The following is a 15,553-nucleotide window of genomic DNA, read 5'->3' on the forward strand; positions in this document are numbered from 1 at the left end:
GCGACAACCGAAGACTGACGAAACTGGATGACCAGCCTTCGGCTGTTGAAAAGCGCATCCAGCCTAAGCCAGCATGACGAGCTCCAGACGAAGCAGTCGAGCAGTAGCCCAAATAAACCAACCCTACTGCGCCGCAGTCGCAGCAGCCGCCACCGGCGCATGGGCCAACTCATCCGCCGACCAGCCACCACCTACATCCCCCATCAACGACACCGCATCCAGCAACCGCTGCTGCTGCACACTCAACGCATCCTGCTTCGTGCTCAACTCCGTCGTCTGCGCCAAAGCAGCCGTCGTGTAGTCGACCGTGCCGGCCTGATACTCGTTGAACGCAATCTCCGATCCACGCGTGGCATCCTTCACGGCGGCATCCAGCACCTGCGCTTGTTGGGCGAGGATGTTGATGCCGGAGAGATCGTCTTCCACATTCTGGAATGCACCCAATACCGTGCCGCGATAGTTGGCGAGAGCGGCTTCGTAGTTCGCGCGGGCGGCGGCCACTTCGCCGTGGCGTGCGCCGGCGTCGAAAATCGTTTCGCTCGCGTCGGCGCCCAGCGACCACACATGGTTAGCTACATGGAGCAGGCCGGCGAGCGGGGATTGCGAGAAACCGTCTGCTGCAGAGAGCGACAGCGACGGGTAGTAGGCGGCGATCGCCACGCCAATGGCAGCATTCTGCGCAGCCATCTGGCGCTCGGCCACCGCGATATCGGGGCGGCGCTGCAGCAGCGTGGAAGGCACGCCAGCGGGGACCTGCGGTAGGGTCGGCAGCGTGGCGTTGTGCGGAAGGTCGAGCTCCTCGGGGTTCTTGCCCACCAGTACGGCGATGGCGTGCACATCTTGCGCACGCGACACGCCCAGCGCGATCAGCTTGGATTGCGCGTTTTCCAGCTGCGTGCGCGCCGTGATGACGTCCGAGGGCGCGATGGTGCCAGCCTTGTCCTGATTGGCCACGACGCGCAGGTATTCCTTGTCCGCGTCGACGGTCTGCTGCAGCAGGTCGATGTTGGCGTCGGTGACGCGCAGGTTGATCACCGCCGTGGCGAGTGCGATCTGTTCGGACAAGGTGGCGTTGGCGAGGGTCGCCTGGCTCGCTTGCGCGTTGGCCTTGTTCTCCTCCACCGTGCGGCGCACCTTGCCCCACAGATCCGGCGCCCAGCTCACATTGCCTTCCAGCGAGCCGGAAGTGCTCACTGGAGTCAGGTGTTCGACGCCGCTGCCGGCGTTGCCGGCGGCCGAGCGCTGCTTGCTGCCCGAGCCGGAGATGCCGATGGTGGGGAACAACGCACTGCGCGCCACCTGCACCTCGGCGACGGCGGCCTGATAGTTGGCGTAGCTCTGCGCCACCGTCTGGTTGGACACCGCCACTTGCGGTTCCAGCTCGTCGAGCAGCGGATCGTTGAAGGCCTTCCACCAGTCGCCCTTGGGCGCATCGTCGGCGGGCGCGGCGGAGGTCCAGCCGGGCATTTCCTTGTACTGCGTCGGTACGTTGACCTGCGGTCGGTGGTAGTCGGGACCCACCATGCAGCCGCCGAGCAGCGTCGCCAGCGAAACGGCCAGTAGATTGCGGGAAAAGATCTTGTTCATGCTTTTGCGTCCGATCGGTTCCACGGCAGATTCTCGGACCACCGCGCCAGGCGTGCGCGCAGGCGGTCGAGGTACAAGTAGATCACTGGCGTGGTGTACAGGGTGAACACCTGGCTGAAGATGAGGCCGCCCATCACCGTGATGCCCAGCGGTTGTCGCAGCGATGCGCCCTGGCCAATGCCGATGGCCAGCGGGACCGCACCCAGCACGGCCGCCGCGGTCGTCATCATGATGGGGCGCAGTCGCACCACGGCGGCGTCGTGGATGGCCTTGCGCGGATCGAGGCCTTCATCGCGCTGCAGATGGATGGCCACGTCGATCATCATGATGGCGTTCTTCTTCACGATGCCGATCAGCAGGATGATGCCGATCATCGCGATCACCGAGAACGGCGTGTCGAAGATCAGCAAGGCCAGCGTGGCGCCGATGCCTGCCGAGGGCAGAGTGGAAAGAATGGTGATGGGATGCACCGTGTTCTCGTACAGGATGCCCAGCACGATGTAGACGGCCGCGAGAGCCGCGAGGATCAGCAAAGGCATCGTGCCCATGGACTGCGCGTACACCTGCGCCGCGCCTGCCGTCGCGCCATGGATGGAGGCCGGCATGCCCAGCTCCTGCGCCGCCTCGTTGATGGCGGCCAGGCCGCCGCTGAGCGAGCCGCCCGGCGGCAGGTTGAACGAGATGGTGCCGGCGACCAGTCCGCCCTGGTGATTCACCTGGGTGGCGGTGTGATTGCTCACATACGAAGCCAGCGCCGGGAACGGCACCAGGGTTTCCGCCGAGGTGCTGTCCGCGCTGCCGCTGGAGCTGCCGCCCTTGGCGTTGGCGATGGCATTGGTGAGCTGGTTGGCCTCGGCGTCGCTGTTGCGCGAGTTGGTGCTGGACGTCGTGGTGCTCGTGGTCGTGTTGGCGGTGACGCCGCTCACGATGGATTTGGACATCTGCGTCTGCTGCGTGCCCGACGCATTGCCCGCCGCGGTGCTGAAGCGGATGCGATTGATGGTCTGCGGGTATTGCCAGTACTTGGGTGCCACTTCCATCACCACGAAGTACTGGTTCAGCTCGTTGTAGATGGTCGATACGGTGCGCTGGCCGAACGCGTCGTAGAGCACGCTGTCGATCTGGTTGGGTGCGAAACCGTAGCGCGCCGAGGTGGCGCGGTCGATGTTCACGTACAGCTGCAAGCCGTTCTGCTGCAGGTCGGAGTTCACGTCGGTGATGCGGTCGTGGTACTTGCCCAGCGCCGCCACCAGGCGTGGCACCCAGGTGAACAAGGCTTCGGGATCGTCGCTGGTCAGCGTGTACTGATATTCGGCGGCCGATTGCCGGCCGCCGATGCGCAGGTCCTGCGCGGCTTGCAGGAACAGCTTGGCGCCCGACACGGCATTGAGCTTGGGCCGCAGGCGATCCACCACCTGCGCTGCGGATATCTTGCGCTCGGCCAGCGGCTTCAATTCGATGAACACGTTCGCGGTGTTGAGCGCGCGCCCACCGGTGAAGCCGGCCACCGAGGCGACCGCCGGATCTTTCTGCACGATGCCTTGCAATTGCGCGAGCTTCTTCTGCATCGCCTGGAACGAGATGCTCTGGTCGGCAATGATCTGCCCGCTCAGGATGCCGTTGTCCTGCTCGGGGAAGAAGGTCGAGGGCACCAGCCGGATCAGCACCACGTTGAGCACGATCAGGCCGATCAGGGTGAGCATCACCGCAAACGCATGATCGAGCACGACGGTGAGCGAGCGCGCATAGGCCTGGCGGAAGCGCTCGAACTGCCGTTCGTACCAGACGGCCCAGCGCGCCTTGGAATGCAACGACTTGCGGCTGATGACGAAGGCGGCCATGGCCGGCGTCACGGTGAGCGAAATCAGCAGCGAAATCAGGATGGCGATGGACAGCGTCACCGCGAACTCGTGGAACAGCAGGCCGACGATGCCCGGCATCAGCAGGATGGGCAGGAACACCGCGATCAGCGAGAGGCTCATGGAAATCACGGTGAAGCTCACTTCCGCGCTGCCGACCATGGCCGCCTCGCGAACATCCATGCCTGCTTCGACGTGACGCACGATGTTCTCCAGCACTACCACGGCATCGTCCACCACGAAGCCGGTGCCTATGGTCAAGGCCATCAGCGAGAGGTTGTCGATGCTGTAGCCCAGCAGGTACATCGGCCCGAAGGTGCCGACGATCGACAGCGGCAGGGCCACCGCCGGCACCAGCACGGCGCGCGGCGATTGCAGGAAGATGTAGACCACGCCGATCACCAGCAGCACGGCCATGAACAGGGTGCGCTCGGTGTCGTTTACGGCTGCGTTGACCGACTGCGAGCGATCCACGGCGACGCCCACATGCACGTTGTGCGGCAGGGTGGCCTCGATCGCAGGCAGCGATTTGCGGATCTGCGCCACCGTCTTGACGATATTGCTGCCGGGCAACGGATACACGATCACCAGCACCGCATCCTGGCCGTTGTACAGGCCGGCATTGCGCAGGTTCTCCGCCGAATCGAGCACCTGCGCCACGTCGCGCAGCTGCACCGGCGAGCCATTGCGGTAGGCGACGATAAGATCGCGGTAGGGCGCGGCCTTGTTGATCTGGTCGTTGGACAGCACTTCGAAGCGCTGGCCGTTCTGGTCGATATGACCCTTCACGCTGTCTGCGTTCGCTGCACTGATCGCCGCGCGAACATCCTCCAGCCCGATGCCGTAGCTATTGAGCTGGTCTGGTTCCAATTCCACGCGAACCGAGGGCAGGGCACTGCCGCCGAGGGTGATCTGGCCCACGCCATCTACCTGCGAGAGCTGCTGCTGGATCACCGAATCGGCCGAGTCGTACAGCTGCGCGCGAGTCAGTGTCTTGGAGGTGAGCGCGAGCACCATGATGGGCGAGTCGGCGGGGTTGAACTCGCGATAGGTCGGGTTGTTGCGCAGCGTGGTCGGCAGATCGGCGCGGGCTGCCTGGATGGCCGCCTGCACGTCGCGCGCCGCGCCGTTGATGTCGCGGTTGAGGCCGAACTGGATGACGATCTGCGCAGCGCCGACGGTGCTGGTGGAGGTGAGCTCAGAGACGTCGGCAATCGTGCCAAGGCGCCGTTCCAAGGGTTCAGCCACCGTCGCGGCCATGATGCTGGGACTGGCGCCCGCCATGCTCGCCTGCACGACGATCACCGGGAAGGTGATATTCGGGAGAGGCGCCACCGGCAGGCGGAAATACGCCAGCATGCCCGACAGCAGGATCGCCACGGCCAGCAGCGTGGTCGCCACGGGCCGCTTGATGAAGACGCCCGGAATGTTCACGCGCCTTCCCCAGCCGCCTCTTCAGGCAGGCGCTGGCGGCGGAAACGCTGGGCCAGCCGGTCGAAGTAGAGGTAGATCACCGGCGTGGTGAACAGCGTCAGCAGCTGGCTGAGCAGCAAACCGCCGATGATGGCCAGGCCGAGCGGACGACGCAGCTCCGAACCGGTGCCCGAACCCAGCAGCATCGGCAACGCGCCCAGCATCGCCGCGAGCGTGGTCATCAGGATCGGACGGAAGCGCAGCAGCGAGGCCTCGAAGATGGCTTCCTCCGCCGGCTTGCCGTGTTCGCGTTCGGCCTCGAGCGCGAAGTCCACGATCATGATCGCGTTCTTCTTCACGATGCCGATCAGCAACACGATGCCGATGATGCCGATCACATCCAGATCGCTGCCCGCGATCATCAACGCGACCAGCGCGCCGATGCCGGCCGATGGCAGGGTGGAGAGGATGGTCACCGGATGGATGAAACTCTCGTACAGCACGCCCAGCACGATATAGACGGCGATCAAGGCGGCGATCAGCAGGTAGACCTCGCTGGATAGCGAGTCCTGGAACGCCTGCGCCGCGCCCTGGAAGGTGGACGTGATCGATGTCGGCAGATGCACCGCTGCCTCCGCCGCGTTCACTTCCTTCACGGCCTTGCTCAGGGACGCGTCCTTGGCCAGGTTGAACGACACGGTGACGGCCGGGAATTGGGAGAGATGGCTGATCACCAGCGGCGACTTGGTGATCTTGATGGTGGCGATGCCCTTGAGCGGCACCTGGCCGCTGCTCGCCGTCTGGCTGGGCAGATACAGATCGCCCAGCGATTCCACCGTGGGAATGCTTTCCGGCTTGGCCACCAAGATCACGCGGTATTGGCTGGCCTGTTCGAAGATGGTGGAGACAATGCGCTGGCCCAGCGCGTCATACAAAGCGTTGTCGATGGTGGCTGAAGTGATGCCGTAGCGTGCCGCCAGCTGGCGGTTCACTTCGACATTGACAGCGAGGCCATCGTTGTTGAGATCGCTGGTGACGTCGGTGATCGACTTGATCTTCTTCAGCCGCGTGAGCAGATCGGGTACGTATTGCTGGAAGGCCTGCTGGTTGGGCCCGCGCAATACGAACTGGTACTGGTTTGGCGAGATGGTGGTGTCGAGCGTCAGGTCCTGCTCGGGCTGCATGTAGAGCTTGATGCCCGGGATGTTGCTCACTTCCTGCTGGATGCGGCGCGCAATTTCCGCTGCCGTGGATGAGCGGTCGTCGCGCGCCTTGAGGTTGATCAGGAAGCGGCCGTTGTTGAGCGTGGTATTGGTGCCGTCGATGCCCACGTACGAGGTGAGGCTGGCCACGTCCTCGTCCTTGAGAATGGCGTCGGCCAGCTGTTTCTGGCGATCCACCATCACGCCATAGGAGACGGAGTTGTCCGCGACGCTGATGCCTTGCAGCACACCCACGTCCTGCACCGGGAACAAGCCCTTGGGGATGACGATGTAGAGCACGATGGTGAGCGCGAGCGTCGCAAAGAACGTCAGCAGCGTCGCCATCTGGTGCGCCATCACGAAGTGCAGGCCGCGCTTGTACGCCGCCAGCGTCTTGTCGAACAGACCCTCGCTGATGCGTTCAAAACGGCTGGGGTGGCGATCGGCCTGCGCCTTGAGAATGCGCGCGCACAGCATCGGCACCAGGGTCAGCGACACGACCGCCGACAGCACGATGGTCACCGCCAGCGTCACCGCGAATTCGCTGAACAAGCGGCCGATCACACCGCCCATGAACAGCAGCGGGATCAGTACCGCAATCAACGACACCGTCAGCGAGAGGATGGTGAAGCCGATCTGGCCGGCGCCTTCGAGCGCAGCTTCCAGCGGCGTCTTGCCTTCCTCCAGATAGCGCACGATGTTCTCGATCATCACGATCGAGTCATCCACCACGAAGCCGGTGGCGATGATCAAGGCCATCAGCGACAGGTTGTCGATGGAGTAGTTGAGCTCGTACATCAGCGCCAGGGTGCCGACCAGCGAGACCGGCACCGAGATGCTGGGAATAATCGTGGCCGGCAAATTGCGCAGGAATACGAAGATCACCAGCACGACGAGGATCACGGCAAGGACCAGCTCGAACGCTGCGTCACTGACCGAGGAGCGGATCACGCCGGTGCTGTCCGTGACCACTTCCACCTTCATGCCCGCGGGCAGGGTGGATTCCAGTTGCGGCAGCTCCTTCATGATCTGGTTGACGGTGGCGATCACGTTGGCGCCGGGCTGGCGCTGCACATTGAGCACGATCGCCTGCGTCTTGTTGAACCATGCACCCTGTTCGGTGTTCTGCGCGGCCTGCGTGACGCGGGCCACGTCGCGCAGATAGACCGGTGAGGAGTTCTGGTACGAAATGACGGTGTCCAGATAATCCTGCGGATTCTGGATCTGGTCGTTGCCGTTGATCGTGTAATCGAGATCGGGGCCGTCAAAGTTGCCCTTGGGCTGGCTCACGTTGACGTTGGCGATCAGCGAGCGCAGGTCATCGATATTGAGGCCGTAGCCGGCCAGCTTCTTGGGATCGGCTTCAATGCGGATGGCCGGCACATTGCCGCCCGCCGGCGTCACCAAGCCCACGCCGGGCACCTGCGAAATCTTCGCGCCCAGGCGGTTGTTCGCCACGTCCTGCAATTGCGGCAGCGACATGGAGTTGGACGTGACCGCCAGCGTGAGGATCGGGCGATCCGCCGGATTCACCTTGGCGTACGTCGGCGGCGCCGGCAGGCCGGAGGGCAGCAGGCTGTTGGCCGCGTTGATCGCCTCCTGCACATTCTGTTCGGCCACGTCGAGATTGAGCGACAGGTCGAACTGCAGCGTGATGATCGATGCACCGGCAGAACTATTGGAAGTCATCTGCTGCAGGCCGGGGATTTCACCCAGCTGCACTTCCAGCGGCGCCGTCACCGTGGTGGCCATCACCGATGGGCTGGCGCCTGGATAGAACGTCTGCACCTGGATCGTCGGATAATCGACGTTGGGCAGGGAAGACACCGGCAGGAACTTCATTGCCACGAGGCCCACCATCACGAGGGCGATCATCAGCAGCGAGGTGGCTACCGGCCTGATGATAAACAGGCGGGAAATATTCATTGGATCTTGCGCCCGCGACTCACGACGACGCGCTGGCGGCGTGCGAGCGCTTGCCGGTGTGCGTCGCGGCAGGGGCGCCTGCGCTGCTGGCGCCGGCCGGGTGGGCCTGCGCGATGCGGATCTTGGCGCCGTCGCTCAGGCGGTCCATGCCGTCGGTCACCACCTGCTGGCCGGCGGAAAGGCCGGCGAGGATCGCCGTGAACTTGCCGTCGCTGGGGCCGGGCGTCACCTTGTGCACCGACACCGTCTGGTCCGCATTGACCAGATATACATAGTCGCCGGGAGCGCCGCTCTGCACCGCCGAGGTAGGCACCAGCACCGCCTTCTGCAGCGTGTCGACCAGCATCTGCACGTTGACGAATTCGTTGGGGAACAGTGCTTCATCGTCATTGGCGAAGGTGGCGCGCAGCGTGACCGTGCCGGTGCTGGTGGCCATCTGGTTGCTCAGCGCATAGAGGGTGCCGCTGGCGACCTGCTTGCTGTTGTCGCTGCTATAGGCGGTGACCGGCAGCTTGGCGCCGCCGTTCACGCGCTGCAGCACTTTGCCCAGCGAATTCTGCGGCACGGTGAACTGCACCGTGGTCGGTTTCATCTGGGTGATGGTGACGATGCCCGGCGAGGTGGACTGTGTGACGTAGTTGCCCGGATCGACCAGGCGCAGACCGACGCGGCCGGCCACCGGCGCGGTGATATGGCAATAGGCGATGTTCAGGTCATCCTGCGCGATGGCGGCCTTGTCCGCCTTCACGGCTGCTTCGTCCTGCGCCACCGTGAACTTCTGGTCGGCATAGGTCTGTTCGGCGATCGACTTCTGCTCATGCAGCTGGGTGAAGCGGACCAGGTCGGCGCGCGCCTGATCGAGCGTCGCTTGATCCTTGGCCAGCTGCGCTTGCGCTTGCTGCTTGTTGATCTCGAACTGGCGCTGGTCGATCTGCGCGAGGAACTGGCCTTTCTCGACGTCCTGGCCTTCCTGGTAACCGACGCCGGTCAGATAGCCGCTCAGCTGCGGCAGCACATTGACCGTCGCCACCGGTGTGACCGTGCCCAGTGCGGTGAGCACTTCGGGCATATCGCCCAAGGTGGCAGTGGCTGCGCTCACCACTTGGGCCGGCTGCCCGGTTTTCGCTTTCTGCCCGGTGAGGATATGGACCACGATCAGCACCAGCAGGAGCACGATGATCACCGCAGCGATCAGTACGCCACGCTTCCTACGAGGGTGCCCGGACGTTTGGGCAGTGTCGGCACTCATCCACCATCTCCCAGCAACTCAACTTTGCAATTCACAAGACCAGCCATGTCGATTCGTTGTTCGCAACAAAGTTTCCGCGACGATGTCTCGCCGTAGAAACGTGTTGACTGACTTCTAACGATCCGTTGTCCATGTGGTTGACCCGGACACAGGCGTACGCGGCCATGGCCTTTCCCGGAAAGCGCGGTGCGCTGGGTAGGCATGCACTGGAAAAAGTGATGGCACAAGCGTTGTCACGGATGAGTGATGTCTCGCGACAAGGCCTGCGTCCGTGCTTGCTTGATTAAGAAATATTCATCTAAGGCGGGTCAAACCATGCGCGTGCGCTTCCACCAGTTCGTAACCTTTTCCTCGCGCACCAGCGTGAATAGTCCCGAACCAAGAATGAGCGCGATGCCGATCAGCATGAACCAATCCAGGTGATCGCCGAACAACCAGTAGCCGAAGAAGATCGCCCACAGCATCTGGCTGTACTGTGTGGGCGCGATGCGATTGGCTGGCGCGTGATGTGTGGCGAGCATCAGCAACACACCCGCCAGGCCGGCGAGCAGGCCGTAGCCGGCAAGCAGGAACCACTGATGCAGGTCCGGCCAGATGAAGCTGGGCAGCATCAGCACGCCACCGCTCACCAGCGGTCCCATCACGCCGGCGCCGTAGAGGCTGATGCGTTTTTCGTGCGGACCGGCCATGCGCAAGGCCACCACCGAGACCGCGCCGGAAAGGCCACAGGTCATCGCCGCGAGGTGTCCAACGCCCAGCTCGCGAAAACCCGGTCGCAATACCACCAGCACGCCGAGGAAGCCCACGATCACCGCCGACCAGCGCCGCCAGCCCACGTGCTCCTTCAAAAAGATCACCGACAGCAGCGTCACGAAGATGGGCAGCAGAAAGATCAGCGCAAACGCTTCGGCCATCGGCAGCGCGGTGAAGGCGATCACGGCCGAGATGTTGCAGATGGCGCCGGTGATGGCGCGGATCCACCACAGGTGCGGCTTGCGCGCGGCGAACACGTCGAGATAGCGATCGCCGGGGTTGCGGATGAAGGGCAGGGCGCTGAGCATCAGCACCGCGCCGAAGAACACCGCTTCATAGGCCGGCAGCGTGCCGTGCAGCGACTTCACGAACGCATCGCTGATCGCATAGGCGGCGTAGCAGGCAAAGCCGAGTAACACACCTTTCAACATGGACGATCCGGCGGGGAGCGGAATGTCGGACGTCATGCCCCGGTCAGGCCGGACCCGGCAGGCCGCAGGCGGTGCTGCGGTGATCCGGGCTCGGCGGAGGGCTTGACGGCACTGGCGTCCCAGCCGGGGCTGGGACGCGGGAGTACGCATGGTCCCACAGCCCGTCCCGCACGCCTACCCCGGGCCTGCTGCACCCCGCCATGATTCATCCCGTGGGCCGGGCTAGAATGGGGGATTGTCCCCTACGTCACGGTACTTCAAGCATGCCCGCTCGCCTGAATCCCCTCGATCTCTATGACGTCCGCTCCCTGCTTTCCGACGAGGAGCGCATGGTGCAGGACACCGTCGGCCGTTTCGTCGACGAGCGCGTCTTGCCGATCATCGGGGACTGCTTCGACCAGGCCCGCTTCCCCAAGGAACTGGTGCCTGAAATCGCCAGCCTGGGCCTGCTCGGCGCCACGCTGCCGGAGAAATACGGCTGCGCCGGCATGAACGGCGTCAGCTACGGCCTGATCTGCCAGGAGCTGGAGCGCGGCGATTCGGGCCTGCGCAGCTTCGCCTCCGTGCAGAGCTCGCTGTGCATGTACCCGATCTACGCGTACGGCACGGAAGAGCAGAAAATGCACTACCTGCCGAAGATGGCGGCGGGCGAAATCATCGGCTGCTTCGGCCTCACCGAACCGCACGGCGGTTCGGACCCGGCCAACATGAAGACCAACGCCAAGAAGGACGGCGGCGACTGGGTCATCAACGGCGCCAAGATGTGGATCACCAACGGCAACGTCGCGCAGATCGCCATCGTCTGGGCGCAGACCGAGGACGGCATCCAGGGCTTCATCGTGCCGACCGACAGCAAGGGTTTCACCGCGCAGGAAGTGCACAAGAAAATGAGCCTGCGCGCGTCGGTGACGTCCGGCCTGTTCTTCGACAACGTGCGCGTGCCCGAAGCCAATCGCCTGCCGAACGTCAAGGGCCTGAAGGGGCCGCTGGGCTGCCTCACGCAGGCGCGCTACGGCATCACCTGGGGCCCGATCGGCGCGGCGCAGGCCTGCCTGCAGGAAGTGCTCAACTACACCCAGGATCGCATCCTGTTCGGTCGCCCGCTGGCCTCCAACCAGGCGATCCAGATCAAGCTTGCCGAAATGGCCCGTCGCATCACCATGGCGCAGCTGCTGTCGCTGCAGCTCGGCCGCCTGAAGGATGCCGGCAACATGCAGCCGACCCAGGTGTCGATGGCCAAGTGGAACAACTGCCGCATGGCCATCGATATCGCGCGCGAATGCCGCGACATCCTCGGCGGTGCGGGCATCACCACGGAACACGTGGCCATCCGCCATGCGCTGAACCTGGAATCGGTGATCACCTATGAAGGTACCGAGACGGTGCATCAGCTGGTGGTGGGGCGTGAGTTGACGGGGATTAATGCGTTCTGATGGCCCGTTCACCATAACGGCAAGGCGAACATTTCCTCACCGTCATCCCCGCGAAAGCGGGGATCCAGTGACTTTCACACCAAAGCGAAGGCGCTGGATTCCCGCTTTCGCGGGAATGACGGTGAGGGCAGCCCGGCGTTGACGTTGGAATGCATTCCATGAGCTGGCAAACCATCCGCATCGAAACCGACCGCCTCGTCCTGCGCCCGCCGCAGGCCGAGGACTTTGATCGCTGGGCGGCCAACATGGCCGACCCCGAGTCCGCCCGCTTCATCGGCGGCCAGCAACCGCGCGCCGTCGCCTGGCGCGGCTTCCTCACCATGGTCGGTTCGTGGGCCATCCAGGGCTTCGGCATGTTCTCGGTGATTGAGAAGGACACGGGGCGCTGGATTGGTCGCATCGGTCCGTGGTTCCCGGAGGGCTGGCCGGGTCGCGAAGTCGGCTGGGGGCTGGCGCGGCATGCATGGGGCAGGGGATTGGCGATGGAAGGTGCCGTCGCCTGCATGGGTTTCGCTTTCGACCACCTCGGCTGGGAAGACGTGATCCACAACATCGATCCAGCCAATGCGCCGTCGCAGGCGCTGGCGGCAAGGCTCGGCTCGCGTTTGCGTGGCCCCGGCCGTTTGCCCGAGCCCTTCCAGGACGCCCCGGTCGAGATCTGGGGGCAGACTCGCGACGAATGGCGTCGACGCGCATGAGTCATGTCACGCCCGCGCTGTACGCCACGCTGGCCGAGATCGTGCCGGAGCTGCACGTGCATTGCGTGGCGCCGTGGTGCGTGATCGGCAGCGCGGCGGCCCTGCTTGCCGGCGCGGATGTCGGCGTGGCCGATGTGGATCTGTTGGTGTCGCGCGACGATGCGGACACTTTGATGAAGCTGTGGGCTGGGCGACGTGAATCGGTCTACGAACCGGCAGGCGCCGAACGTTTCCGTTCGCATTTCGCACGCTTCCGTTTCCCTGGGCTGCCCGTCGAAGTGATGGGTGGGCTGGAGCTCAATCAGGGCGATGGCTGGAAGCCGGTGGAAGCCGGACGCCTGACCCTGGCGGGCCTCAACGGCCTCGCCGTGCCGGTGCCTTCGCTCGAAGATCAGATTCGCATACTTGAAAGCTTTGGACGTGAGAAAGACGTACAGCGCGCCAAAGCGCTGCACGCTCTAGCTTCCTCTCCCCGCCGAGGAGAGGACTGAGGTGAGGGGCGGGTGCTCGCGATGACATCGATACGAAGCCTGCTTCGAATAAGCCATGTCGCGACCGTGGTCCCTCACCCCAACCCTCTTCCCGGAGGGGAGAGGGAGCAAAGACGCGGCTTGCTCGCGCCGCTGAGCTTCGATTTGACACCCTCTATTTCAGCCGTCCATACGGCCACCCGTTGACGAGACCTCAAGCCATCATGACCGCCATCCCCTATACCCTCACGGCACGCCACAAGGGCTTCAACCGCGCCGAGATCGTCGACCAGAACTTCATCGAGTTCGTGCAGCTCTGGCAGGGCGATGTGCACGCGCCGCTGGGCGGCCACTCGCCGGTGCTGCCCGGCAGCGCGCTCAACGGTCAAGGCTTTCGTGAGCTGCTCGAATCGCAATTGATCAGTCGACACCTCGACCTGATGGCGCGCGTCTTGCGCGTGCAGAACAAGGTGTTCTACACCATCGGATCCAGCGGCCACGAGGGCAACGCGATGGTGGCGCGCCTCACGCGCCATACCGATCCGGCCTTCCTGCATTACCGTTCCGGCGGCTTCATGGCCGAGCGCTTCCGCAAGTTGCCGGGGATGGATCCGGTGATGGATTCGGCCTTGTCGTTTGCCGCCAGCATGGACGATCCGGCCTCCGGCGGCCGCCACAAAGTGTGGGGCAGCAAGCCGTTGTGGGTGTTGCCGCAAACCTCCACCATCGCCTCGCATCTGCCCAAGGCGCTGGGTACGGCCGTGGCCATCGAGCAGGCGCGCCGCATCGGCCACAAGCTGCCGATTCCGGAAGACAGCATCGCGATCTGCTCGTTCGGCGATGCCTCGTCCAACCACGCCACCGCGCAGACCGCGTTCAACGCCGCGGCATGGACGGCCTACCAGAAGCTGCCGGCGCCCGTGCTCTATGTGTGCGAAGACAACGGCATCGGCATCTCGGTGAAGACGCCCAACGGCTGGGTCGCGAACAACTTCCGTCATCGCGCCGATCTTGATTACTTCTACGCCGACGGCCTGGATCTGGCTGAAGGCTATGCCCAGGTGCAGGAGGCGGTGGAACACTGCCGCACGACGCGCCGTCCGACCTTCCTGCATTTGCGCACCACGCGCGTGATGGGCCATGCCGGCACCGATTTCGAAATCGAGTGGCGCAGCGTGGAAGAGCTGTTTGCTGTCGAGGCGTCCGATCCGCTGCTGCGCTCGGCGGAGATCGCACTGTCGTCGGGCCTGTACACCAAGGAATCGCTGCTCGCGCTGTACGAGGCCACGCGCAAGCGTTGCTTCGAGGCCGCCGAGGATGCCGATCGCCGCCCGCGCCTGAGCTCGCTGGAGCAGGTGATGAAGCCGCTCGCGCCGTACACGCCGGCGGCAGTGAAAGCCGAAGCGGAGCGAACTGATTACCAGGACCGCCGCCTAGCCGCGTTCGGCAGCGAAGAGAAGCTGCCGGAAAACCAGCCGCCGCGTCATCTGGCCATCCAGATCGGCCAGGCGTTGCACGACATCATGGCCAAGTATCCCGAGTCGCTGCTGTTCGGCGAAGACGTGGCGCAGAAGGGCGGCGTCTACACCGTCACCAAAGGCCTGAACAAAACCTTCAAGGGCAGCCGCGTATTCAACACGCTGCTGGACGAAACCATCATCCTGGGTCTGGCGCAGGGCTATGCCAACATGGGCATGCTGCCGCTGCCGGAAATCCAGTATCTGGCGTACTTCCACAACGCCTGCGACCAGATTCGCGGTGAAGCGGCGTCGCTGCAGTTCTTCTCCAACGACCAGTACCGCAACGCGATGGTGATGCGCGTGGCCAGCCTGGGTTACCAGAAGGGCTTTGGCGGTCACTTCCACAACGACAACTCGATTGCCGCGCTGCGCGATATCCCCGGCCTCGTGGTCGGCTGTCCCAGCCGCGGCGACGATGCGGCGACCATGCTGCGCACGATGACGGCGCTGGCCAAGGTCGATGGCCGCGTGTGCGCCTACCTCGAGCCGATTGCGCTGTACATGACCAAGGATTTGTACGAGGCAGGCGACGGCCAGTGGCAGTTCGGCTATCCCGCGCCGGGCGAGGCGATGACGCTGGGCGAAGGTCGCGTCTACAACCAGGAAGCCAACGACCTGGTGGTGTTCACCTTCGGCAATGGCGTGACGATGTCCCTGCGTGCGGCACGCACGATCGAAGCTGAGCTGGGCTGGAAGGTGCGCGTGGTCGACCTGCGCTGGCTGGCCCCTCTCAACGACGCCTTCATCGCGGCGCAGGCAAAGTCCGCCAAACGCATCATCGTGCTGGACGAAGGTCGCAAGAGTGCTGGCGTGGGCGAGGGCATCATCACCGCCATCGTCGAAGGCGGCTTTGGGGGCACGCCGCTGGAGCGCGTGGTGGGTGCAGACACCTACACGCCGCTGGCCGGTGCTGCGTTGCTGGTGTTGCCGGGCGATGCCGATGTGGTTGCCGCGGCGCGCAAGCTGGCCTGATCGGTGGACATGGTGGCGCCGGGTCGCCGGCGCCACGTCG

General features: G+C 64.3%; 9 protein-coding genes. 4 read left to right on the forward strand and 5 right to left on the reverse strand.

Translation table 11 applies throughout. The features are described 5' to 3' along the window. Positions 1–123: 123 nt before the first annotated feature. The 5 genes from AC1DMY_RS06970 to AC1DMY_RS06990 all read right to left on the reverse strand — a co-directional run bounded on the left by AC1DMY_RS06970 (position 124) and on the right by AC1DMY_RS06990 (position 10,420). A complete protein-coding gene (locus AC1DMY_RS06970; protein WP_477164266.1) occupies positions 124–1,587 on the reverse strand; it encodes an efflux transporter outer membrane subunit in 1,464 nt (487 codons plus the stop codon). After that, a complete protein-coding gene (locus tag AC1DMY_RS06975; protein ID WP_477164267.1) occupies positions 1,584–4,880 on the reverse strand; it encodes an efflux RND transporter permease subunit in 3,297 nt (1,098 codons plus the stop codon). Before AC1DMY_RS06975 ends, AC1DMY_RS06970 begins: the two co-directional genes overlap by 4 nt. Continuing rightward, complete coding sequence (locus AC1DMY_RS06980; protein ID WP_477164268.1) at positions 4,877–7,987, reverse strand: efflux RND transporter permease subunit; 3,111 nt, start codon at positions 7,985–7,987, stop codon at positions 4,877–4,879. Before AC1DMY_RS06980 ends, AC1DMY_RS06975 begins: the two co-directional genes overlap by 4 nt. A gap of 19 nt (positions 7,988–8,006) precedes the next feature. Beyond that, on the reverse strand, positions 8,007–9,236 hold the full coding sequence (locus tag AC1DMY_RS06985; RefSeq protein WP_477164269.1) for an efflux RND transporter periplasmic adaptor subunit: 1,230 nt from the start codon (positions 9,234–9,236) through the stop codon (positions 8,007–8,009). 308 nt (positions 9,237–9,544) lie between these two features. After that, a complete protein-coding gene (locus AC1DMY_RS06990) occupies positions 9,545–10,420 on the reverse strand; it encodes a DMT family transporter (protein WP_477164270.1) in 876 nt (291 codons plus the stop codon). A 263-nt stretch (positions 10,421–10,683) separates the two neighbouring features. Here AC1DMY_RS06990 and AC1DMY_RS06995 point away from each other — a divergent pair, with 263 nt between their 5' ends. The 4 genes from AC1DMY_RS06995 to AC1DMY_RS07010 all read left to right on the forward strand — a co-directional run bounded on the left by AC1DMY_RS06995 (position 10,684) and on the right by AC1DMY_RS07010 (position 15,513). Further along, complete coding sequence (locus AC1DMY_RS06995; RefSeq protein WP_477164271.1) at positions 10,684–11,853, forward strand: acyl-CoA dehydrogenase family protein; 1,170 nt, start codon at positions 10,684–10,686, stop codon at positions 11,851–11,853. Positions 11,854–12,011: 158 nt separating this feature from the next. Next, positions 12,012–12,551 (forward strand): GNAT family N-acetyltransferase, encoded by a 540-nt coding sequence (locus AC1DMY_RS07000; protein ID WP_477164272.1) that lies wholly within the window; start codon positions 12,012–12,014, stop codon positions 12,549–12,551. Continuing rightward, positions 12,548–13,042 carry a nucleotidyltransferase family protein gene (locus AC1DMY_RS07005; protein ID WP_477164273.1) on the forward strand — a complete coding sequence of 165 codons (495 nt, stop codon included), beginning with the start codon at positions 12,548–12,550 and terminating at the stop codon, positions 13,040–13,042. The genes AC1DMY_RS07000 and AC1DMY_RS07005 overlap by 4 nt, the downstream gene beginning before the upstream one ends. A gap of 203 nt (positions 13,043–13,245) precedes the next feature. Continuing rightward, on the forward strand, positions 13,246–15,513 hold the full coding sequence (locus AC1DMY_RS07010) for a thiamine pyrophosphate-dependent enzyme (protein ID WP_477164274.1): 2,268 nt from the start codon (positions 13,246–13,248) through the stop codon (positions 15,511–15,513). Positions 15,514–15,553: the final 40 nt, after the last annotated feature.

The organism is Dyella sp. 01L423 (assembly GCF_056399945.1).

Bases quoted from the DNA above. Each gene is read 5' to 3' on its own strand.
- AC1DMY_RS06990 (WP_477164270.1), bottom strand. From the start codon at position 10,420: ATGTTGAAAGGTGTGTTACTCGGCTTTGCCTGCTACGCCGCCTATGCG.
- AC1DMY_RS06970 (WP_477164266.1), bottom strand. From the start codon at position 1,587: ATGAACAAGATCTTTTCCCGCAATCTACTGGCCGTTTCGCTGGCGACG.
- AC1DMY_RS06980 (WP_477164268.1), bottom strand. From the start codon at position 7,987: ATGAATATTTCCCGCCTGTTTATCATCAGGCCGGTAGCCACCTCGCTG.
- AC1DMY_RS06985 (WP_477164269.1), bottom strand. From the start codon at position 9,236: ATGAGTGCCGACACTGCCCAAACGTCCGGGCACCCTCGTAGGAAGCGT.
- AC1DMY_RS07000 (WP_477164272.1), top strand. From the start codon at position 12,012: ATGAGCTGGCAAACCATCCGCATCGAAACCGACCGCCTCGTCCTGCGC.
- AC1DMY_RS07005 (WP_477164273.1), top strand. From the start codon at position 12,548: ATGAGTCATGTCACGCCCGCGCTGTACGCCACGCTGGCCGAGATCGTG.
- AC1DMY_RS07010 (WP_477164274.1), top strand. From the start codon at position 13,246: ATGACCGCCATCCCCTATACCCTCACGGCACGCCACAAGGGCTTCAAC.
- AC1DMY_RS06995 (WP_477164271.1), top strand. From the start codon at position 10,684: ATGCCCGCTCGCCTGAATCCCCTCGATCTCTATGACGTCCGCTCCCTG.